21 protein-coding genes are annotated in these 21106 nt (G+C 34.2%); 15 read left to right on the top strand and 6 right to left on the bottom strand.

The genetic code is table 11. From position 1 onward, the window contains the following. The first annotated feature begins 28 nt into the window (after positions 1 to 28). From LB449_RS10975 to LB449_RS10910, 14 genes are all read left to right on the top strand, one after another. Positions 29 to 1297 carry a site-specific integrase gene (locus LB449_RS10975; protein ID WP_224455160.1) on the top strand — a complete coding sequence of 423 codons (1269 nt, stop codon included), beginning with the start codon at positions 29 to 31 and terminating at the stop codon, positions 1295 to 1297. A gap of 305 nt (positions 1298 to 1602) precedes the next feature. Continuing rightward, a complete protein-coding gene (locus LB449_RS10970; protein WP_224455159.1) occupies positions 1603 to 2169 on the top strand; it encodes a restriction endonuclease subunit S in 567 nt (188 codons plus the stop codon). Between the two features lie 2 nt (positions 2170 to 2171). Continuing rightward, complete coding sequence (locus LB449_RS10965) at positions 2172 to 3686, top strand: type I restriction-modification system subunit M (protein WP_224455158.1); 1515 nt, start codon at positions 2172 to 2174, stop codon at positions 3684 to 3686. 1 nt (position 3687) lies between these two features. Further along, positions 3688 to 4695 carry a virulence RhuM family protein gene (locus tag LB449_RS10960; RefSeq protein WP_224455157.1) on the top strand — a complete coding sequence of 336 codons (1008 nt, stop codon included), beginning with the start codon at positions 3688 to 3690 and terminating at the stop codon, positions 4693 to 4695. Beyond that, on the top strand, positions 4692 to 5042 hold the full coding sequence (locus LB449_RS10955) for a hypothetical protein (RefSeq protein ID WP_224455156.1): 351 nt from the start codon (positions 4692 to 4694) through the stop codon (positions 5040 to 5042). The genes LB449_RS10960 and LB449_RS10955 overlap by 4 nt, the downstream gene beginning before the upstream one ends. Continuing rightward, positions 5035 to 6246 (top strand): restriction endonuclease subunit S, encoded by a 1212-nt coding sequence (locus LB449_RS10950; protein ID WP_224455155.1) that lies wholly within the window; start codon positions 5035 to 5037, stop codon positions 6244 to 6246. The genes LB449_RS10955 and LB449_RS10950 overlap by 8 nt, the downstream gene beginning before the upstream one ends. 4 nt (positions 6247 to 6250) lie before the next feature. Further along, positions 6251 to 6757 carry a hypothetical protein gene (locus tag LB449_RS10945; protein WP_224455154.1) on the top strand — a complete coding sequence of 169 codons (507 nt, stop codon included), beginning with the start codon at positions 6251 to 6253 and terminating at the stop codon, positions 6755 to 6757. After that, entirely contained in the window at positions 6744 to 8057 is a 1314-nt protein-coding gene (locus LB449_RS10940; RefSeq protein WP_224455153.1) for a nucleotidyltransferase, read from the top strand. Before LB449_RS10945 ends, LB449_RS10940 begins: the two co-directional genes overlap by 14 nt. 13 nt (positions 8058 to 8070) lie before the next feature. After that, on the top strand, positions 8071 to 8304 hold the full coding sequence (locus tag LB449_RS10935) for a DUF2188 domain-containing protein (RefSeq protein ID WP_224455152.1): 234 nt from the start codon (positions 8071 to 8073) through the stop codon (positions 8302 to 8304). 6 nt (positions 8305 to 8310) lie between these two features. Continuing rightward, positions 8311 to 8667 (top strand): hypothetical protein, encoded by a 357-nt coding sequence (locus LB449_RS10930; protein WP_224455151.1) that lies wholly within the window; start codon positions 8311 to 8313, stop codon positions 8665 to 8667. A 1-nt stretch (position 8668) separates the two neighbouring features. Next, entirely contained in the window at positions 8669 to 9364 is a 696-nt protein-coding gene (locus tag LB449_RS10925) for a DUF3800 domain-containing protein (protein ID WP_224455150.1), read from the top strand. Beyond that, entirely contained in the window at positions 9365 to 9862 is a 498-nt protein-coding gene (locus LB449_RS10920; protein WP_224455149.1) for a hypothetical protein, read from the top strand. A gap of 229 nt (positions 9863 to 10091) precedes the next feature. Then, entirely contained in the window at positions 10092 to 13211 is a 3120-nt protein-coding gene (locus LB449_RS10915) for a type I restriction endonuclease subunit R (RefSeq protein WP_224455148.1), read from the top strand. Then, entirely contained in the window at positions 13211 to 13912 is a 702-nt protein-coding gene (locus LB449_RS10910; protein WP_224455147.1) for a M48 family metallopeptidase, read from the top strand. Before LB449_RS10915 ends, LB449_RS10910 begins: the two co-directional genes overlap by 1 nt. 987 nt (positions 13913 to 14899) lie before the next feature. Here the strand turns inward: LB449_RS10910 and LB449_RS10905 are convergent. From LB449_RS10905 to LB449_RS10880, 6 genes are read right to left on the bottom strand one after another with little or no spacing between them, the layout of a single operon-like run. Beyond that, a complete protein-coding gene (locus LB449_RS10905; RefSeq protein ID WP_224455146.1) occupies positions 14900 to 16294 on the bottom strand; it encodes a hypothetical protein in 1395 nt (464 codons plus the stop codon). Positions 16295 to 16326: 32 nt separating this feature from the next. Beyond that, on the bottom strand, positions 16327 to 17553 hold the full coding sequence (locus tag LB449_RS10900) for a TonB-dependent receptor (protein WP_224455145.1): 1227 nt from the start codon (positions 17551 to 17553) through the stop codon (positions 16327 to 16329). A 9-nt stretch (positions 17554 to 17562) separates the two neighbouring features. Continuing rightward, positions 17563 to 18294, bottom strand: a complete 732-nt coding sequence (locus tag LB449_RS10895; protein ID WP_224455144.1) for a GLPGLI family protein — start codon at positions 18292 to 18294, stop codon at positions 17563 to 17565. Positions 18295 to 18348: 54 nt separating this feature from the next. Continuing rightward, on the bottom strand, positions 18349 to 18546 hold the full coding sequence (locus LB449_RS10890) for a hypothetical protein (RefSeq protein WP_224455143.1): 198 nt from the start codon (positions 18544 to 18546) through the stop codon (positions 18349 to 18351). 25 nt (positions 18547 to 18571) lie between these two features. Next, on the bottom strand, positions 18572 to 19465 hold the full coding sequence (locus LB449_RS10885) for an IS1595 family transposase (RefSeq protein WP_224455142.1): 894 nt from the start codon (positions 19463 to 19465) through the stop codon (positions 18572 to 18574). 57 nt (positions 19466 to 19522) lie between these two features. Continuing rightward, entirely contained in the window at positions 19523 to 20281 is a 759-nt protein-coding gene (locus LB449_RS10880; protein ID WP_224455141.1) for a response regulator transcription factor, read from the bottom strand. Between the two features lie 123 nt (positions 20282 to 20404). Here LB449_RS10880 and LB449_RS10875 point away from each other — a divergent pair, with 123 nt between their 5' ends. Continuing rightward, positions 20405 to 21076: a hypothetical protein gene (locus LB449_RS10875; RefSeq protein ID WP_224455140.1), complete on the top strand. Its 672-nt coding sequence runs from the start codon at positions 20405 to 20407 to the stop codon at positions 21074 to 21076. The last annotated feature ends 30 nt before the right edge of the window (positions 21077 to 21106 follow it).

The raw sequence follows: 21106 nt of genomic DNA, 5'->3' as shown, positions 1-21106 counted from the left end.
CTTATTGTTTAACTTAAAGACACTTGCTATGCCTTATTTTACAACATTCTCCGTGCTTTTCTTTACCAGAAAACTAAACAGCAACAAAAAAGAACTTTCCATTTACGCACGAATTACAGTCAATGGGAAAATCGCCGAAATGAGCCTGAAAAGGAAAACTTCAGTGAATGAATGGGATAATTCCAAAGGCCGACTTAGAGGAAATACTCAAAGGATTAAACTACTCAACAGTTACTTAGACCAAGTCTATTCCAAATTGCTAGACACTCAAAAGAAAATTCTAGATAAAGACAACTTAATCACAGCTGATAAAGTTAAGGCCTCCTACCAAGGATTAGATCAAGAGCATAAGACCCTCACGGATATTATAGAGTATCATAATGAAACTATGAAAAGTGTTCTAAAGTGGGGCACCCTCAAGAATTACCACACAACCGCAAAATATTTAAAAGAGTTCCTTAAGGAAAAAAAGAAAACCAGTGATATCTACCTGAAACAAATCAACTATAAGTTTATCACCGAATTTGAGATGTTCGTGAGGAGCTACAATGCTAAAAAGGAAAGGAAAACCTGTGCCAATAATGGGACAATGAAGCATCTCGAACGCTTAAAGAAAATGATTAATCTCGCTATCAAATTAGAATGGCTAGAAAAAAATCCATTTCAGAATTATAAAATGAGGTTTGAAAAGAACGAACGACAATTTTTATCGGAACGTGAATTGAAACTGCTGGAGGAAACCTATTTTAAAAGCGAATCTTTAGAAAGGGTAAAAGATATGTTTTTATTTGCCTGCTATACTGGACTTAGTTACGGAGATCTTAAAGAACTCACTACGGATCATATCGTAAAGGGAATGGATGGAAAAAACTGGATATCTACTAAACGTGCTAAAACAAATGAATCTGTAAAGGCTCCCCTACTCCAAAAAGCCGATAACATTTTGAAAAAATATCAGGAAAAGCGATTTGACTTAGAAAATAAACGTTTGTTCCCTGTGATCTCCAATCAAAAGATAAACAAGTACGTCAAGGAAATTATGAAAGGCTCAAATATTAGAAAACATATTACTTTTCATTCTGCGAGGCACACCTTTGCAACAACCGTGACTTTATCTAATGGAGTTCCTATAGAGACGGTATCCAAACTTCTAGGACATTCCAAACTGTCCACCACGCAAATTTATGCCCGAGTGATGGAAAATAAAATCAGTAGCGATATGACTAATTTGGAAGATATAATGAATAAGAAAGAGCGAGAGGAATTATCAAAAAAGGAGACAAAACGAAACATTTAAATTTCTTTAAGTAACATTACAATCATTTCTATTAAGCTCTAGATGTTATTAAAGAGAAAACATTTTTTAGCAATATTTCGATAAATCAGGTGATTATTACCTCATAACTCGAAAGTTCACTAAACTGATTTCCTTGGTTATTTTAAATGTAAACATTCGTTTTCAACATACTTATTTCAACAATAAATAATCTAATTATAATTACATCCTAATATTTATGCATTAAAATAAATGATTATTCAAATAAATAGACTATATTTGTATCATAGACATTATGCATTAAAATGAAAAGTAACTCTGTTCTTTTGAAACACATTTTAACCCATAAAGGACTTTCTTCTGGGTATTCTGTTAGAGGTAAGATCTCAAACAAACCTGATGGTGGTGTTAGAATCATACAACTTAAAGATTTTAATGATGACTATACCTCAATCGGTCAAGATTGCTTCCAGCTTGAAGCCTCTAAAATTAAACCCAAGTACTATTTAGACAATGGAGATGTTCTTTTTATAGCAAAAGGAGCCAATAATTACGCCCTAGTATATGAAAAAAAAGACCGTATCCCTACAATAGCCTCTTCAGCCCTTTTTGTTATCAAAATAGATAAGAATATCGCTAATCCAAAATTTGTATCTTGGTATATCAATCAACATGAGGTACAGAACTATTTTAAGACCAATGAAGCTGGAACTTATGTGACCAACATCAACCGAAAGACTATTGAAGAAATCCCTATACAATTGCCATCTTTATCTATTCAAGATAAAATAGCCAACGTCGCTCAATTACATGTCATAGAAAAACAGTTAACTATTAAAATCAATGACCTCAACGATAAATTAATCACAAGCCAATTATTTAATCAACTTTAAGTATGTCTACCCAAATAAAACCCTCCCAAAATCAAATTAATAACGCACTTTGGAATGCGTGCGATACCTTTAGAGGTGCTTTTGATTCATCGGAATATAAAAATTATATTCTAGTGTTTATGTTTCTTAAATACCTGAGTGATGTCTGGAAAGATCACTACAATTTATTGAAGGAACAATACGGAGACAATGAAGAACTAATTCAGCGTAAGTTAAAACGAGAACGCTTTGTCTTGCCTACAAAGTGTAACTTTGATTATATCTATGAACATCGTAGTGACAGCGATATAGGTGAAAAAATCGATAAGATTTTCGCCCAAATTGAAGAGCGCAATATCGAAAAGCTAGACGGCGTGTTTAGAAACATCAGTTTTAACTCCGACAAATTAGGTCAAACCAAAGATAGAAACCGCCGTTTAAAAAATTTAATCAATGATTTTGCGAAACCTGAACTTGATTTTAGGCCTTCACTCTGGGAAGATAAGGAAGATATTTTGGGCGAAGCTTACATGTACCTCTTGGAGAAATTTGCTTCTGGAGCTGGTAAAAAAGGAGGTGAATTTTTCACCCCTAAAGAAGTTTCTGGTTTATTAGCTAAACTGGTCGCCCCAAAAGAGGGTGACCGCATCTTTGACCCCACTTGTGGTTCGGGTTCTTTGTTAATCAAAGTGGCTGAAGAAACCAAAGACGATGAAGGTAAGCCAACTAATAATTTTGCACTGTATGGCCAGGAAAGCAATGGGGACACTTGGGCCTTAAGCAAGATGAACTGTTTTCTGCATAGTATGGATGGTGCTCAGATTGAATGGTGTGATACCATCAATAATCCCAAATTGATTGAAGGCGATGCCTTGATGAAGTTTGATATTGTGGTAGCTAATCCGCCTTTTAGTTTAGATAAATGGGGACACGAAAATGCAGAAGCAGACCGCTTTAAACGTTTTTTTAGAGGTATTCCACCCAAATCAAAGGGTGATTATGCCTTTATTCAGCATATGATAGAAACCACAGCTCCAGGTGGCAAAGTAGGTGTGATCGTACCACATGGTGTATTATTCCGCGGGAGCGCAGAACAAAAAATTCGTCGTCAACTTATTGAAGAAAATCTACTTGAAGCTGTCATAGGCTTGCCTACCAATTTGTTTTATGGAACAGGAATTCCCGCTGCTATTCTAGTTTTCAATAAAGCAAAAACGACCGAAAATATCGTTTTTATTGATGCTAGTAAAAACTATGAAGATGGCAAACGTCAAAACAAACTTAGACCTCAAGACATTGAAGAAATTATTGAAGCGTTCAAAGGTTTTAAAACTATAGAAAAATTTAGTTCTGTAGTGACACCGAACGAAATAGTCGAGAATGATTATAACCTCAACATTCCTCGCTATGTCGACACCTTTGAAGAGGAAGAACCGGTAGATATCGAAGCCGTTCAAGAACAAATAGAACAACTGGAGACCGAACTTGTAGAAGTTCGAAAAGAAATGAAAGAGCATTTAAAAGAATTGGGATATTAATATGGAAGAGCAGAATAACATCATTATTTATACCACACAAGACGGTAAAGCATCCGTAGCACTCTTTGCTCGTGATGGTAATGTTTGGATGAATCAACAACAACTGGCTGAACTTTTTGACACCTCTAAACAGAACATAAGTCTTCATATTAAAAACATACTTGAAGACAGTGAGTTAAATGAAAAATCAGTTGTCAAGGATTACTTGACAACTGCCTCAGACGGGAAAGAATATAGTATTACTTTTTATGCTTTAGATATGATTCTTGCCGTGGGTTATCGTGTTCGTAGTAAACGGGGTATTCAATTTAGACAATGGGCAACTCGTAATCTAAGCGATTTCATAATAAAAGGTTTTGTAATGGATGACGAACGTCTTAAAAACCCAGACGGTCGTGTAGACTATTTTGATGAACTACTAGAGCGTATAAGGGATATACGTGCTAGTGAGAAAAGATTTTATCAAAAGGTAAGGGATCTTTTTAGCTTAAGCAGTGACTATGATCCAACCGACAAAGCAACTCAAATGTTTTTTGCTGAAGCTCAAAACAAACTATTGTATGCTACCACCAATCAAACTGCGGCCGAACTTATTGTAAAGCGTGCTGATGCTAATAAGTTAAATATGGGCCTAAATACTTGGAAAGGAAATGTTGTGCGCAAACAAGATATCACTATTGCTAAAAATTACTTATCCGAAGATGAAATAGACAGTCTAAATCGACTTGTAGTAATTTTTTTAGAAACCGCAGAATTACGTGCTAAAAACAAACAAGATCTTACAATGAGATACTGGCAGGAAAACCTTAATAAAATTATTGCTTTTAATGATTTTGAAGTACTGGATAATCCAGGAAATGTTAGCCATAAGCAAATGGAAAAGAAGGTACGTGAACACTATAAAAATTTTGACGACGAAAGAAAAAAGGTTGCTGCTAAAGAAGCTGATCGTATAGATATGGAGGAGTTAAAAGCTTTGGAACGAAAAATCAAAAACAAAGACCATTGATAACCCACCCTACCCTTAACCGCAGTGTTTTGCTTATCGTGCCCAAACAGCCGTTTTACGACTGGAGCAATGCCCTGACTCCAGATTTGGCAGCTCAAACGCGAGAAGATACAGACGAACACAATAGCTATTTGCTAGAAGATGAGCTCTTTCTGAACGATCCTAAACAAGAACTCCGTAAGTACTGGAAACCCATTTTTCTCAATGAGCTTTTTGGGCAGTGGACCGATGAAAGCGTTTATCCCAAACTCAGCTGGAAAATGTTTACCGAGTGGTTTGACTTTTATAGATCCTCTATCGTCACCGACCTGACCAACGAACCGCTTTATCTACAGGAGTATGAGTAATGTTTTGACTAAGAACAAAACTTCTACAAATGAAGGTTATAAAAAAACAAAACTGGGTTGGATTCCTGAGGAGTGGAAAGTCTTTAACCTAGAAGAACTTGGAGAATTTTCTAAAGGAAAAGGAATAGCTAAAAAAGATATTTTAGAAAATGATAGTGAAGGTTATCCAAGCATTAGATATGCCGAGATCTATACATCATACAATTATTATACACATTCTTTAAAAACAAAGGTTAATGGTGAATCAGTTAAAAATAGTAATCCAATCACGTATGGTGATATACTGTTTGCAGGGTCTGGAGAAACTTTGGAAGATATAGGAAAATCTATAGCTTATCTAGGAAATGAAGTCGCTTATGCAGGGGGAGATATTATAATACTGAAGCAGAATTCTCAACACTCTCAATATTTAGGGTATTTATTAAATAATGATATTGTTAGAAACCAACTTTTTAAATTAGGTCAAGGTCATTCTGTTGTTCACATCTATTCCAGTGGTTTAAAAAAGGTTAAAATTCTACTACCCCCACTCCCCGAGCAACAAAAAATAGCTAAAGTTCTAAGCACTTGGGATAAAGCCATTGCCCTACAAGAGCAACTCATCACCCAAAAACAAGCACTTAAAAAAGGTTTGATGCAAGACTTGTTGACAGGAAAAAAACGTTTTCCTGGGTTTGAGGAGGAGTGGGAAGAAGTGAAATTGGGTGATATATTCACTATAAAAAATGGAAAAGATTATAAGCATTTAGGAAATGGTGAGATCCCGGTTTATGGGACTGGAGGCATAATGACTTACGTAGATTCATTTTTATATAATGGAGAAAGTGTTGGAATCGGAAGAAAAGGAACAATTGATAAGCCATTTTATTTAAAAGGCAAATTTTGGACTGTAGATACCCTTTTTTATTGTGTTTCATTCAAAAGCTGCATTCCAAAATATCTATATTATCTTTTTAATACAATTAATTGGAAAACATACAATGAAGCATCTGGAGTCCCTAGTTTGTCACAATCAACAATTAAAAGTATTAAAATAAGGATTCCAAAAATCTCAGAACAACAAAAAATAGCATCGGTTTTATCCAATTTTGATATAGAAATTGAAAAGTTGATAACGCATAAAAAATCTTTAATTCAACAAAAACAAGGCTTGATGCAGCAGTTGTTGAGTGGAGAAAAACGGGTTAAAATTTTAAAAAGATAGAAATATGAAATTTATATTTGAATATGGTCCAACAATAATTAGATGGTTATTTATAGCTTTAGGCGGCTTTACAGTAGTAATGCTATTTATTGGAGCTATAAGAGGAATTATACCTGTTTTATGGAGATTGGGTAAAAGCCTTTATAATAGAAAAATTGCCTTGTATGCTGAAGGTGAAGCTACATCCCTTAGATCAACTTTAATTGACTCAAATTTATTTAAGAAAAAAAACATAGACTTAATAGGGAGTAAGGAATTAGCAAAAGGTCGTGATCATTCTATGATGATTGTTTATTATCCTGAATTTAAAAATTATATTTTGGATATAATCAGTCTCAAAAATGATAGTGATTCACTAATAGTATATGCACCTAGTTCTGGAGGAAGAATAGATAGTGAGATTTTAGATGCGATTAATGCTCAACGAAATTCAATTATTGTGAACATGAGAGGACGATTGTTAAATGATATACTAACATCAATGATTACAACTAATTATGCTAAAAAGTAAGATTGAAACATTACTCCGGAATCATGTCAAAGAAAGTCTTTCGCCTAAGCAAGAGGATATTTCTTTTGTATCTACAATTTATAATTCCTTTACAGATATATTAGGTCAAAATGAATGTAGACAAATTGGCTCATTCCCTAGGTACACAGCCATACGTCCTTTACACGATTTAGATATTATTTATAAGTTAAATAATGAAGAATTTGAAGGCGATAACCCTCAAGATTTTCTAAACGAATTGGCTAAACTTTTTGAAGAAAATTACACTAATCCAACATCATATTCAATTAAAACAAAAATTCAAACGCATAGTTTGGCTTTTATCTTTTTAAAAGGTGAAGATGAAGTTTTTGCTGTAGATATAGTGCCAGCTAAAATAAGAGGTAAAAATGAGTTTGATGATGATACTTTTCTTGTACCAGAAATAATTCAGTTTAGATCTCATAGGAAAAAAGAAGATTTTTATGCTAAACTTCAGAGCACTAATCAAAATATGAAGTGGATTAAGTCTGACCCTTTAGGCTACATAACTATTGCTTCTAATATTAATAAAGAAAACAGTGATTTCAGAAAAAGTGTAAAGTTTATAAAAGGTTGGAAAAATGCTTGTAAAGATAAAAATGAGAATTTCAAATTAAAATCATTTCATCTCGAGCAACTGATTACTGAACAGTTGAAAATAAAAAGCAACCAAACGATTTTTGATAGCTTATTTGAATGTTTTACAGACTTAAAAGACAATGTGCGTAAGCCTAAAATTAAAGATCGTGCAGATTCTGATAAATATATAGATCAATATGTATTAGAATTGAACGAGAGTGAATTAAGTTTAATAGATCAAGCGGTAGATGCTGTTTTAATAGCTTTTGAAAAATTTCATGGAAATGTTAATAATTTAATTAATGTAGGATATTATAAACGGTTTTCCAAAGAGATGTTTTTATTTGATTCTAAAATTCCTGTTTTAGTAAATACTGATTTAGAATTTGAAATTGAAGGATACGTGAAAAGGGTTTCTGGCTACAGAGAATACACGGCAAAAGTATCTAGTCTAAGAGGTGACGCCTTAAACAATAACAGTATTAAGTTTGATATAATAAAAAATAATATTGGAAACGATTCACGTAAATGGAAAATTAGAAATGATGATAATTCCCCTGAACCACGTGGGGAAATTGGTTACGAAACTGAGCCTGTACGTATTGAAACTACAAAATATTATGGAAAGCATTATGCTGAATGTTATGCCATAAAAAATGGAATTTGCGTTGCAAAAAGTAAATCTGATGTTATAATCTAATTAATATAAAACAATGGCAAAAAAATCAAATTCAAGACATGTAGTTCCAAATCAAGATGGTGGCTGGAGTTCTAAAAAGGCTGGTGCAAGTAAATCTTCAAAAAAAATTGAAACTAAAAAAGAGGCAGAAAATTGGTCTAGAGAACTAAGCAGGAAGGAAAAGACTGAATTAGTAATTCATAAGAAAGATGGAACTATTCAGCGAAAAGATAGTCACGGCAACGACTCAACTACGGTAAAAGGATAGAAATTAATGGATATACAGTTAGAACAATTATATGGCATTTGGAGAAATGAAGAAAATAATGTGATAACGGATCTGAATGTTAGAAGATATAATGAACATAGTCACAAAGGTTTTTCATTATTTACAATTTATAGAAGAAATCAAGATGATTCTAAAATTATATATGAATGGCAGGGAGTACCAGAAATAATAAACTATTCAAATCAAATTTCAGATATAAACATACTCGATATTCAACAAACTGAAGATAACCCCATATATCAAAACCTTAAAATTTGGGAGTACACAAATAAAAAGATGATTTTGGAATTTGGTGATGGTTCAAAAAAAGAATTTGTAAAACTGGATAATATATTTAATTGATATGCATAACATTTTTATAGACGAAAGTTGCCATTTAGAACATGATAATATTCCAGTGATGTGTATTGGATACATTAAAGTACCTAAAGATCAATACATACAATTAAAAGAACAGTTTGAGCAACTAAAATTGAAATTTCGCACACCAGTAGAACTAAAATGGAATAAATTTTCAAATAGTAGACTACCCTTCTATAAAGCCTTAGTTGACTTCTTTTTTGCTAGCCCATTAGAATTCAGATGCATTTTAGTGAAATACAAAAATCGTTTAAACCATATCGATTTTAATAATGGCTCTCACGATAACTTTTATTACAAGCTTATTTATTTTTTGTTGAAATCAAATCCATCAGATGAACAATACAGGGTTTATCTTGATATTAAAGACACACGTGGGAAAGAAAAATTGAATAAAATACATGAGATTTTTACAAGTTATTATAATGGAGAATCGCCTTTTTCTCATTTACAACATATAAGATCACACGATAATGTGTTTATTCAATTGGCAGACTTTTTTATAGGAGCAATAACCTATAAAACTCGAATGAGATTAAACTCTGAATTAAATCATCCAGGCAGATTAGAGTTTATCGAATATTTAGAGGATGCCTCTGGCTTTTCATTAGATGAAGGAACAGTTCCTTGGGAAACAAAATTCAACATCTTCGACCATCAACCAAAAAAGAGTGAGTAGATGGAGTTGCATGAGCTAGATGAATATATAATAGGTTTAGATATCGAGCCAACTGATGATGAATTGGAAGAGCTCTGTGAAGCCTTTGAAAAAGATTTTGTAAAAAACCCATTTAAAGTAAATGGACTCAATGTAAAAGTTATCAGTCATAATTCTAAAGTCAGTGGTTTTGAAGAGTATCCTGAAACTTTTGTGCATTTAATTACTCGAAAAAGCAAAAGTGGACATAGGGTTTTTGACAGAAATAGAGCTAATAGAATTCATTGGATAAAATGTATTTTACAAAACCAAAATAATGAAGAAATCTTATGCTTCAAACATACTGAAGGTAATGGAGCTATAAGAGATTATTTTTGGTATGAGAGTGAAGATTTTCTAGTAATAATGGAAGAGATAACACCTAATTATATCATAGTAACTAGTTTTTATATAGATGATAGTTACAATAAAAATTATTACAGAAAAAAACATGAATCCTATCTTAAAAATAAGACATAAAAAAACCGCAAATTACGGTATTGCGGTCAACCAGATCCTTTTCCCTTTGGGAAATGATTTTACAAATATAAATATGTAAATCATGTTATTAAAACAAATTAACATTTATTATTTTAACAATTTTCTGATAAGAGAGAATTAAAGAGAGTGAATAATCAAAAAACACTTAAAGAAATTCCCCAAAAGCCTAAAATAGTTCCCCAAAAGAGAAAAGTAAATTAATCAAAGTATGACACCAAACTACACCGAATACAGCGATTCACAAAAGCCAGCACTTCAGTTCCTGCAGAAGATGAACTGGCAATACCTCTCACCAACCGAGGTGATGAATGCGCGTGAAGGAATGTATAGTAATGTTGTGTTAGATAAAATTCTTGCTGAACAACTGAGTAAAATCAATAGCTTTGATTACAAAGGGGAACGGTACCCGTTTTCAACTGGAAGCATTCAAGGCGCGATCAATGCACTTAAAAATGTGCCCAACGAAGGTTTAGTGCAAACCAATGAACGTGTCTATGATTTGTTGACTCTGGGTAAAAGCTTTAATGAAACTGTTCAGGGGGACCGCAAGGCTTACACCATAAAATACATCGATTGGGAAATTCCAGAAAACAATAGTTTTCACGTTTGTGAAGAGTTTGAAGTGGAGGGTATGCAAGGCAAAAGACGTCCCGATGTGGTTTTGTTTGTTAACGGTATTCCATTTGTGATCATAGAAAATAAACGCAGAGATAAAAACGACTCGCTAAACGAGGCTATTTCTCAGCACCTCCGAAATCAAAAAGAAAAAGAAGGCATTCCTAAGTTGTTTTACTATGCTCAGCTTTTATTGGCGGTGCAGCCCAACGAAGTCAAATTTGGAGCCACAGGAACGCCAGCAAAATTTTGGTCGATCTGGAAAGAAGAAAACGAAAGAGAAATCACCAAACTCCTAAACAAGAAAGTAAACCATACTAAAGTTGAAGATCGCCTAATCACAGAGCAGGATAAAAGCATATACGCCTTGTGTCTGCCTAACCGATTATTGGATATTGTTTATAAATACATCGTCTTTGATGGCCCTGATAAAAAAATCTGTCGCTATCAACAATTTTTTGCTGTACAAGATACCATTGCCCGGGTAAAACAACACAACAAAAATGGCAATCGTGAAGGAGGTGTTATCTGGCACACCACAGGTAGTGGAAAATCCTTAACCATGGTCATGTTGTCCAAAGCCCTGGCCTTAGAAACGTCCATAGAATCCCCAAGGGTTGTCATTGTTACAGATAGGGTGAGTCTCGACAAGCAGATTTATAAGACCTTTGTCAACTGTGGCAAGCAGGTTAAAAAAGCTAAAAGCGGAAATGATTTGGTAGACTTGCTTAAAGATAAAGGCAATGAGATCATCACCACGATTATCGATAAATTTGAAATAGCGACCAAGCGAGCTTCTTTTAAAGACGAATCTCAAAATATTTTCGTCTTAGTAGATGAAAGTCATCGCAGTCAGTATGGTTCTGCCCACGCCAATATGAAGCGTATTGTTCCCAATGCTTCTTATATAGGTTTTACAGGAACTCCTTTAATGAAAAGTCAAAAAAGCACCTCTAAAAAATTTGGGGGATTTATTCATAAGTACACCATCGACCAAGCGGTAAAAGATGGTGCGGTATTATCTCTTCTTTATGAAGGCAGATCTGCCAAACTAAGCATCAACAAAAAGCAAATCGACAAAGGCTTCGAACGTCTAGCAGAACCCCTTAGTGAGGACGCTAGAAAAGATTTAAAGAAAAAATTTGCCAGGATTGGGAAGATTTATGAGTCCGATCATGTCATTGAAGAAATCGCTTATGATATTTCTAAGCACTTTGTAAAAAACTGGCAAGGATCTGGCCTAAAGGCTCAATTGGCCGTACCTAAAATTGATACCGCAATCAAATACCAAAAGTATTTTGAAGCGCAAACTAATGAGGACTTAAAAATCAATACCCGAGTAGTGTTCACACCACCCGATAGCCGTCAAAACAATGATGATGTTTGGTCAGAATCTACAAGTGAATCCCGTAAATACTGGGAACAATTAATGCAGCGGTACAATAACCAGGAAGCATATGAAAGCCACGTCATCGAAAAGTTTAAGGAAAAAGATAACGAAATTGAACTCATCATTGTAGTTAGTAAATTACTCACAGGTTTTGATGCCCCAAGAAACACCGTATTGTACTTAGCTAAACCCTTAGTAGCACATAATCTACTTCAAGCAATTGCTCGTGTTAATCGACTTTTTGAAGGAAAAGAACATGGTCACATTATTGACTATGTCGGTATTTTAGGTAAACTGGACGAAGCCCTTACAGAATATAGTGCCTTGGAAGATTTTGATGAAGAAGATTTGACCAATACGGTGGTAGATGTAAAAGAAGAGATTAGAAAACTGCCTGTTCGTCATTCAGAAGTTTGGGATATTTTCAAAGAGGTTTACAATAAAAATGACTTAGAGGCTTTAGAGCGTCATATTTCAGAAAAAGATCTCAGAGACGAATTTTACGATAGGGTTTCTGCTTTTGCAAGAGTACTTCAAACAGCTCTAGCCTCAGATGAATTTTATGCTGAATTCAATACTGAACAAATCGGTTTTTATAAAAGTGAACTCAAGAAATTTCAAAGTTTGCGCTTATCGGTACAATTCAGATATGCAGAAAAAGTGTCTTATAAAGAATATGAACCTAGAGTTCGTAAATTGTTAGACACCTATATTGATGCAGAACATGTAGAATTACTCACCAAAGATGTTAATATTTTCGATAAACAAAAAGTGGAAGAAGCTTTGGAAACTTATGGCAAATCCCCCGCTTCCAAAGCGGACTTTATTGCGCACCAGATGAAAAAGGTGATCACTGAAAATATGGAGAAAGATGAAGCCTTCTATAAAAAATTCTCCCAACTCATAGAAGAAACCATCCAAAGCTTCCAAGAGGGTCGCTTATCAGAAAAAGAATACCTGGAATCTATTAAAAACACTCGTACTGATTTAGCAAACGGTTATCAGAAAGGCATTCCAGAAAATTTACAAAATCGACCAAGAGCACGTGCATTTTTTGGGGCTTTAAATGAAGTATTGAATAAAAAACTGGACAAATCCGTCAGTAAAAAGAGAGTCGCAGATGCTGGTTTGGGAATCGAAAATATCGTTGAGGGGTTAATCATTACCGATTGGAAAAAGAATGTAGACATCCAGAACAAGATGGAAAATGAAATTGAAGATTACCTGATCAGTAAAAGAACACAACTAGGTATAGAAATAAGTTTTGATGAAATCGATGCTATTTTAATCAAATGTCTTCGGGTAGCTAAAAACAATTTCTGATGCATAAAATAACCTACGGTACTAAAGATATTTATTTTGAGGTAAAGCGCTCAAGCAGAAAAACGCTGGCTATTGAAGTGCATCCAGATAGCTCAGTACAGATCATTGCTCCTGAGCTTAGTTCTATAGCTGACATAGAAAAGAAAGTAGCCAAGCGTGCCAGTTGGATTACTAAACAACAATTCTTCTTTGAACAATTTTTACCAAGAATACCAGAAAGAGAATACGTTTCTGGTGAAACTCATTATTACCTGGGTAAATCTTATCTTTTAAAAATACGTTTAGGAGATTTAGACGAAGTCAAACTAAAAGCTGGCCGATTAGAAGTTACCTGTAAAGAAGATTACTCCCCAGAAAAAATAAAGAATCTATTAGCACACTGGTATTACCAACACGCCGAAAAGAAGTTTAAAAAACTAGCCAAAGATGCTTTTGCTAAGTTCAAAGAATATGATTTTAAAGAACCACAACTAGAAATTCGGAGGATGTCTAAACGCTGGGGAAGTTGCAATACGATTGATAAAATCAGCATCAACCCAGAATTAATCAAGGCCCCCTCAAAATGCATCGAGTATGTGATGATTCATGAAATGTGTCATATTGTAGTTAAAAACCACAATAAAGCCTTCTATAATATCTTAGCTTCAGTGATGCCCAGTTGGCAAAAATGGAAAGATAAGTTAGAAAAGAAATTAGCTTAAGAGACTGTGGTATTTAATTTTGATATTAATCAACTTAAAATAGTATGAATTATGAGCCGAATAGAATTTCTAATCGGCTCATGCTAAATTTAAACCCGTTCCACCCCTCCCCTTTTCATTTCGCAAAAAGCTTCATTACAAGGGAACAGGTTCACTAGATTTTCTTGAACCCTATCTCAAAAAAAGCGACAAGGTTCGCTTAATAAAAAACGCATTTAATGTTCAGAATATAGCTTTTCTGCCTTAGTTGAAAAGTATATATATTCTGAAATGAAATGAAGGAATATGTATAGCAAGAGGGTAACACGCTGCGCGATGTTACCTATTCATAATTACTTGTTTTTCAGTGTTTTAAATCCTATTAGCCTTTGAAAATTCTCTGAATTTGCGACAAATGCACTCTTAACCCCAGTAAACAGGTCGATTTTTGCGACAAATTCTAAAATAATATGGATATGATTAGAGATTTTGGGTACTTCTAAATTTATTCGAAATTGATGTTTTCAGATGTCACTCACCACATTTACTTACATTTCGCTAAAGCTTCATTTCAGCAAAAGAGGTTCGTTAAAAGTGGTCTTGGACACGAGCTAAAAATCTTTGATATTGTATTGATCATTTATATGGTCCAAAGCTTTTTAACTCAAGTCCGCTTAACCTGAACTAAAATTGATCGATCAGGATTTTAGGGATTCTATTTCAAAATTCTTCTTGCATCACCTCCCCTTTTGCTGCTAAAAAAACAAGCTTTGAAATGAACCGGATCGCATAAACCGCTACTCTATTTATAGCTCCTCTTTAATTTCAAAGCTTGCAGATAAAACTGCATCAAAAGGTAATGCGATGGCACTGGAAGAAGTAAATGAAAATCAACTTGATCTATTCATCCTGATCTACATCTATATTTTATTTATAAAGACAAAAGGTAAATGCTTAAGATGAAAAAAGTAAATGGTTTTTTAATCTGTTCTTAATTGTTAAAAAGAATTACAGGTTATAACCTATACTAAACAACAAAATTCTAGGTAAGATAAAGGTTCTTGAATCTGAGATGATATAGGAGGTAAAAGTGTTTTGATTTTTGAACTGGACGTCGAATAAGTTTTGGGCTTCCACTTTAAAACTCCAGGCGCTGCTTTCCTTCTGATAGAGCAAGGAGGCGTTGGCGATTTCGTAGGAGTTGCTTTGGTCTAGACTTGTGTTTTCGTAGGTGTAAGAGGTAAAGTCGGCTGAGATGATAAACCCGCTTAGGAAGTCGTAATCCAAATTGACAAACGGCTCGGTCGTCACAAAATTGGTGGTGTTCTCGCTTAAAGTAAAATTTCCGAAGTTTTGCCTCCAGCCGACTTCCAGAATGGGCCAATCGTCGTAAAGCGTTTTAGCTGAAACATTATAAGAAGTGTTGATATTTTTGTTTTCTGCGGCTAAATCATTAACAAATTGTAAGTAGCTGATATTATTGTAGCGAAGACCGGTTGTAAGATTAATCTGACTGACTTTCTTGCTTACGCGCCCACCTAATCCAAAGGTTTCTGAGGAATTATCTACCAAAAAAGGCGTGACCACCTGATTGATACCTTCGTAGTCGACATTGCTGACGATGCCCTCCACCTGTTTGGAATAATTGGCTGTTGCATAAATGCCAAAACCACGATAACCCTTAGATTTGGTAAAGCGCAAATTGAGATCGTGCTTGAGGGTGTTTTCTAAAGAGGTGTTCCCGCTGAACACGCTGTTATAACTCTGCAAATAAAACCGACTCGCAAACTGAGAGGCATCGGAAAAGGACGACTTTAACTCGTAATTGAACTGTAGAGTTTTGCTTCTTGTAATTTCAGCTTTGGCGGTAACATTAGGTAAAACCACCACTCTATTTTGAACCTCTGTAGATTCCTGATTCGGATTCCACCGATAATAATGGACAAATGCCCCTTGATCGAAAGTGAAAATCCCTGTTCTGAATTTATAAAACAGGCCGGCAAAGGCATCGTTTAATCTGAAATGAAAATCATTGTTGAATCCTGCTTCGCCAAAATTATTGATACTTCCATCGTCAAGTTCTTGTGCATCATCGGTGAAAAAGGTCTGATTTAAATTGACATTACCGATAGTAGAATAAATGTGATTATTACGATCGAGCACCCAATAATGTTTAAGAATAGACTTGATCTGGTTTTTCTCGGTTTGTTTAAACTGATTGATGCTTATGCTGGGTTCATCTATAATTGGGATAAGCCCTGCCAAAATATCGTCGTCAGTTTGCCAAAGGGTTCTGGGGGTTAGCTTATCGTAGGTATAATCCACCACACCAGAAAATGAGTGGGCTTTAGATTCTTTCCGATGCCATTCTACTGTTTGATTAAAGAAGGTTTGATCCCCCAAGCGATTGTTTAGAAAGGCATTGGTTGTAGTATCTACTTGAGAGTTGATGCTGTTGTTGTACTGGTCATCTGCACTTTTGAACTGAGACCTGAAATGCCACTGGTCTTTATATTGGGCGTAAAAATAGCATTAAGGTTTCCCATCGCCAATTGATTATCGGTTGCTGTAGCGATGGACCTATCTTCTGTAAACGTATTGTACTCGTTGGTAGATTCTACCAAGGTGCTTTCTTTGGTTTTGGAGAAAATACCGTAACCCGAAAGACTCAGCTTGTTGTTGACTTCTTGTGTAAAATTGACTGCACCAAATTTTCGATCGCTTTCCACCACATCTTCTTTTTCCAAAAAATCTGAAAAGTCATCATAGGAATCCTCAAAACTAGTGCTTCCTTTATCGAATATCGAATTCATGCCTTCCTGAAAGCTAAAAAACTGGTCGTTAGTAAAGACCCGTTCTCTCACATTATTGGTATTGGCAATAACATTAAGCGTGGTTTTGGGGCTATAATAAAACAGGTTGCTTTGGGCATTATAAAATTCGTCATTGCCCAATCCTCCTTCTATATCTCCAAAAACAAAGTCCTTTCTATCGTCTTTCAATTTTACATTTACCGCCATATCTTCGCTTTCCTGGAAATCTTTGAGCATGGCAATTTCGTTGTAATTATCTAAAACCTCCACTTGCTTTACGGCGTCTGCTGGAATATTATCTACCGCTAACTTAGTCCCTCCTCCAAAAAACTTTTTACTTTCCACCAGCATGTGTGTTACCTTTTTACCGTTGACCTTGATACCACCGTTTCTATCGACTTCCACACCTGGGAGTTTTTTGAGAATGTCCTTGAGTTTGCGTTCTTCCCCACTGGTTAATTGATCGACGTTGTAAGTGATGGTATCTTTTTTGACCACCATAGGCATCTCTAATTCTACTTCTTCAAGACCCTCTGTACTTTGCTGCAAAACGATGCTTTTGATTTGATCTTGGTCGAGATTGATCTCAAACTCTTTTTTGGCATAGCCGAGATAATTCACAGTAACGGTATAGGGTATGGGTTGTAAATTTAGACGGTAGCGACCTTTGTCATCGGTGATGGCAAACTTGACGTTTTGTAGAGAATCTTTTGGCTGGGCCAGGAGATTGGCAGAAGTTAGAGGATTTCCTACGCTGTCTGTCACCACGCCACTGAGTTGATGTTGGGCGTAGAACGGCGAGCTCCCTAAACAAAACAGACAAAAAAAAAGAGGAATAAGAAATTTCATTAAAAAAATTTATCTTTTTTCATAATCTTTCATCATCTCGGCGATTCTGTCGTTCATTTCTTTTTGTGAAATCACCTTTTCATCTTCACCTACACGTTTGATTTTTAAATTATCTTTATTGGGGTTGAGATTGATTTTGATCGCTGTAATCGTAAATTCTTTACGTTCTACTTCCAACACCAAGCCTGGTAAACCTACATAATTTTTAGGCCCAAATTCTACGGGTATATCTGGTGCATACCAGGCTGCGATATCCCTATCGTAAAAATGTCCTTGCCTGCTATAAAGGGTTTCTGTAGCAGTGGCTTTATAACACTTGTAACCCTCAATCATCTTAGTTTTATCAGTGGTTTTCCAGTCTAGAAGTTCTTGAGCTACAAAACCAAAATTTCTACTATCTTCAATAATTTTATTTGATGATAAGTCAATGATAAAAGGATTTTGTCCTGCTTTACTATTTAGATAACTGCTATTAGGATCTTCTAAGGATTCATCATAAAAAAAGAATGCTTCTTTTCCTTTAAAATGCAACTCATAATAATCTGGTTTTACGTTTTGTGCAATATCAATGATTTGCTGTTTAATACTCATCGACATTTTCTCATCGTTTTTGGCATTTTCGATAAATTCATTTTTTTGCTCGGAACTAAGTTCAGCTTTATAATTAATTATTCCTTTGGGGTTTTGACTATAAGTAGCAATTGATAAAAAATAAAGAGTATATACCAGTAAAATTTTCATGATTTAGATCTATTTAAGCAGTTGCCTTAAAGGCAACTGCATTAATAATTATTGTTATGCTCCACAACCTTGTTTTGTCATACATGAATCAAATTCACCGAAATCTGACGGAAAAAAATAATCACAAAAATTATAAGTGTCATGACAATCTGGTCTCAACTCTTCTGCATCATTTGCAGTTGCAGCAGATATAGCAGAACTTATAGCAACTAAAAATACTGTTCCTAAAAAGGAATTTTTTAATAATTTCATAATAATAAATTTTAGAGGTCAGTAGTTAACTGCATATAATTTGCTTGTGATATACTTTATCCTTTTTCACCATTTTCGTTACTAGATTGTTGAAGATGGTTGATTTGCTCTGTGAACGGTTGATTCTGAAACAGAATTCGTTAAAATATCTATTGATGTTAAAATCGCTTACCCAGGAATATGTTGTTCTTATCCAAGATTTTATTTGATGGATCATAGTATGTAATGCCTTAAAGTTCATTCCGCCGTTACTCTCGATCTGTGTTATCTCGTAAGCTTTTGCGATCGGTCTGTAACCTCTCCATTTATCGGTCGTCACCATTGCATCTCGGCTGATATGGTCAATAAAAATATATTGAAGGGATCTAGCTGAAAAATCCTTGATATGCATGGCATACATTCTTTTCACCTTACCTTCTTTCGTCAGCTCAACAGCAGTTATAGCTTTCTTTTTCTTGGTTTCATAGCTTCGCCCTATCTTTCCTTTCTCGCGACCGCCAAGAACGAATTCATCAACGTGTACAATGCCGTCCATCGGATTGTTGCCGCTACTCTCCATTGCCTCTCGAACCTTGTGCATGAACAGACGGGCCGTCTTTTCCGTAACACCGAAACGAACCGCAACATAGCTCGCGGAAAGGCTCTTGGTACTTGTGGCCATCTCAAAAACGATGAAAAAGGCCTTTCGGACACCGAACTTGTCTTTATGGAAAAGTGTGTTGGAGGTAGCCGACTCTTGATGCGAGCAAATATTACATGTACGCGAGAAATCTTTCCTGACCTGCGCTTTTCCATGACCGCATTTGCAGCACTCAAAATCATCGTTCCATTTGATCTCCGCCAAGTATTGCCGGCAATCAGCATCCGTTTTAAACCGATCGGAGAACTCTAGGAGGTTCTGGCCCTTGAAAATATCCATATTATGCCTATTTTTATTCACATTAAAGATATGAATTTAAGTACTGACCTCTATAATTTAAATTAAATTGTTGTTTGTACAATAAACAATAGCTTCTGTGATATTTGAGACTTCGAGTTTCTCAAAAAGCTTTCTTCGATGGAATTTGATTGTATCAGGTACCACAAATAAACTTTCTGAAATTTCCTTAATTGTATATCCTCTTATTGCCAATTGAAGAATCTCTTTTTCTCTTGATGAAAGTTTAATAGGGTCAATTTTTCTCCAAATGTCAGATTCAAGATCATATTTAAAAATTTCATTATCATTCTTATTGTAGACTTTTATATTACCAGATTTTTTTTCTTCAGATAATGATATTATACATATTGCTTTCCATATCTTACCTGTTTCAGTCAAAAAAATTGGTGTTAATTTCTGATTTATTAATATGCTTTTTTTTTCATCGTTTTCGATCTTAAAATCGTATGAGATCGTATAACGCTTTCTTTTATGAAATGGAATGTTTTCATAAAACTCAAACCCAATTTTATTTATTTTGATTAACAGATCAAGGTCGGATTTTTCGACATATTTGAAATAAAATTCATAACCCATTTCTTTTACTTCATCAGCTTTCAAACCGCAAAGAAATAAAGGATTATTAGAAACGTATTCAAATCCTTTCACATGATAATCAATTACATAAATGCTTTTGTAAGTAAGTCTTGCAAAAGCATCTATTGTGTCTAAGTAATTATTAGAGCTTTTGATATCTTTTGATGAGAGTTTATTAACTGTATTTCTGAAAGAAAAAAATTGATTTAAATCACTCAAACTTTTTATCTAAATATAGCTGTTTTATTTGATAATTCATTATAATGATGCAGTTTAAATTCTACAAACTAAAACTACTCTTAGGTGTAAAAATTAATTGTGCAATGTATCATATTTTTAAATATGAAGCACAATAGTAATATTTTTGAAAAAATAAGATTTAATCAATTAAACAGTTTAATTTACTTTGTAGTCAAAGAAAATTTAAGCCGTTATAAAACAGATAATCCAAAATTAGATTTTAAGAGTTGTGTTCGAAAGATCTACAATGAAGAAAAAATACTATTTAAAGACTCTAATTATTATGTTTTGAGAAGTTCTGAAGGTTCGCTTTTAGGCTCAATAAGAACTCTTGAATTAAAAGATGATTCAAATTACATTCTTCCAATCCAAAACTTGTTTAATATACATCCTTTTGATGTTATCAAAAAAAATTTCAAAAGTGTTTTTCATATTGGTCGTTTTGCAATAAAAAGCAATGTTCAAGATATATCAATTTTAAAAGCATTTATTACTTTATCTATAATTTCTGTTTGTAACCATCCAAAAAACGTTGCATTTGCTGAGTGTGACTCTAAACTTTTAAAAACCCTAAATTTGATTGGAATTAATGCCAAAATTTTAGGTGAACCAGTCACATACCTTGGATCAAAAACGTATCCTATTTTACTAGAATATAATGGTTTAATAGATTTTTATAATCAAAATATCGAGAAACAAAAGAGATATCTTATGCATATTTATGAGCCAAATTCTATCAGAAAAAATTCAGAAATTAAACGAAGTGTTAAATAACAGATATCCTAAATTATTATTTGTGAAAGT

The organism is Psychroflexus lacisalsi, assembly GCF_020164495.1.
GTDB classification, from domain to species: Bacteria; Bacteroidota; Bacteroidia; order Flavobacteriales; family Flavobacteriaceae; genus Psychroflexus; species Psychroflexus lacisalsi.
Note: the sequence above shows the minus strand (reverse complement) of the source record. Positions and strands in the feature narration are given on the sequence as shown.

Bases quoted from the DNA above. Each gene is read 5' to 3' on its own strand.
- LB449_RS10975 (WP_224455160.1), top strand. From the start codon at position 29: ATGCCTTATTTTACAACATTCTCCGTGCTTTTCTTTACCAGAAAACTA.
- LB449_RS10965 (WP_224455158.1), top strand. From the start codon at position 2,172: ATGTCTACCCAAATAAAACCCTCCCAAAATCAAATTAATAACGCACTT.
- LB449_RS10960 (WP_224455157.1), top strand. From the start codon at position 3,688: ATGGAAGAGCAGAATAACATCATTATTTATACCACACAAGACGGTAAA.
- LB449_RS10950 (WP_224455155.1), top strand. From the start codon at position 5,035: ATGAGTAATGTTTTGACTAAGAACAAAACTTCTACAAATGAAGGTTAT.
- LB449_RS10945 (WP_224455154.1), top strand. From the start codon at position 6,251: ATGAAATTTATATTTGAATATGGTCCAACAATAATTAGATGGTTATTT.
- LB449_RS10940 (WP_224455153.1), top strand. From the start codon at position 6,744: ATGCTAAAAAGTAAGATTGAAACATTACTCCGGAATCATGTCAAAGAA.
- LB449_RS10935 (WP_224455152.1), top strand. From the start codon at position 8,071: ATGGCAAAAAAATCAAATTCAAGACATGTAGTTCCAAATCAAGATGGT.
- LB449_RS10930 (WP_224455151.1), top strand. From the start codon at position 8,311: ATGGATATACAGTTAGAACAATTATATGGCATTTGGAGAAATGAAGAA.
- LB449_RS10925 (WP_224455150.1), top strand. From the start codon at position 8,669: ATGCATAACATTTTTATAGACGAAAGTTGCCATTTAGAACATGATAAT.
- LB449_RS10920 (WP_224455149.1), top strand. From the start codon at position 9,365: ATGGAGTTGCATGAGCTAGATGAATATATAATAGGTTTAGATATCGAG.
- LB449_RS10915 (WP_224455148.1), top strand. From the start codon at position 10,092: ATGACACCAAACTACACCGAATACAGCGATTCACAAAAGCCAGCACTT.
- LB449_RS10910 (WP_224455147.1), top strand. From the start codon at position 13,211: ATGCATAAAATAACCTACGGTACTAAAGATATTTATTTTGAGGTAAAG.
- LB449_RS10900 (WP_224455145.1), bottom strand. From the start codon at position 17,553: ATGAAATTTCTTATTCCTCTTTTTTTTTGTCTGTTTTGTTTAGGGAGC.
- LB449_RS10895 (WP_224455144.1), bottom strand. From the start codon at position 18,294: ATGAAAATTTTACTGGTATATACTCTTTATTTTTTATCAATTGCTACT.
- LB449_RS10890 (WP_224455143.1), bottom strand. From the start codon at position 18,546: ATGAAATTATTAAAAAATTCCTTTTTAGGAACAGTATTTTTAGTTGCT.
- LB449_RS10885 (WP_224455142.1), bottom strand. From the start codon at position 19,465: ATGGATATTTTCAAGGGCCAGAACCTCCTAGAGTTCTCCGATCGGTTT.
- LB449_RS10875 (WP_224455140.1), top strand. From the start codon at position 20,405: ATGAAGCACAATAGTAATATTTTTGAAAAAATAAGATTTAATCAATTA.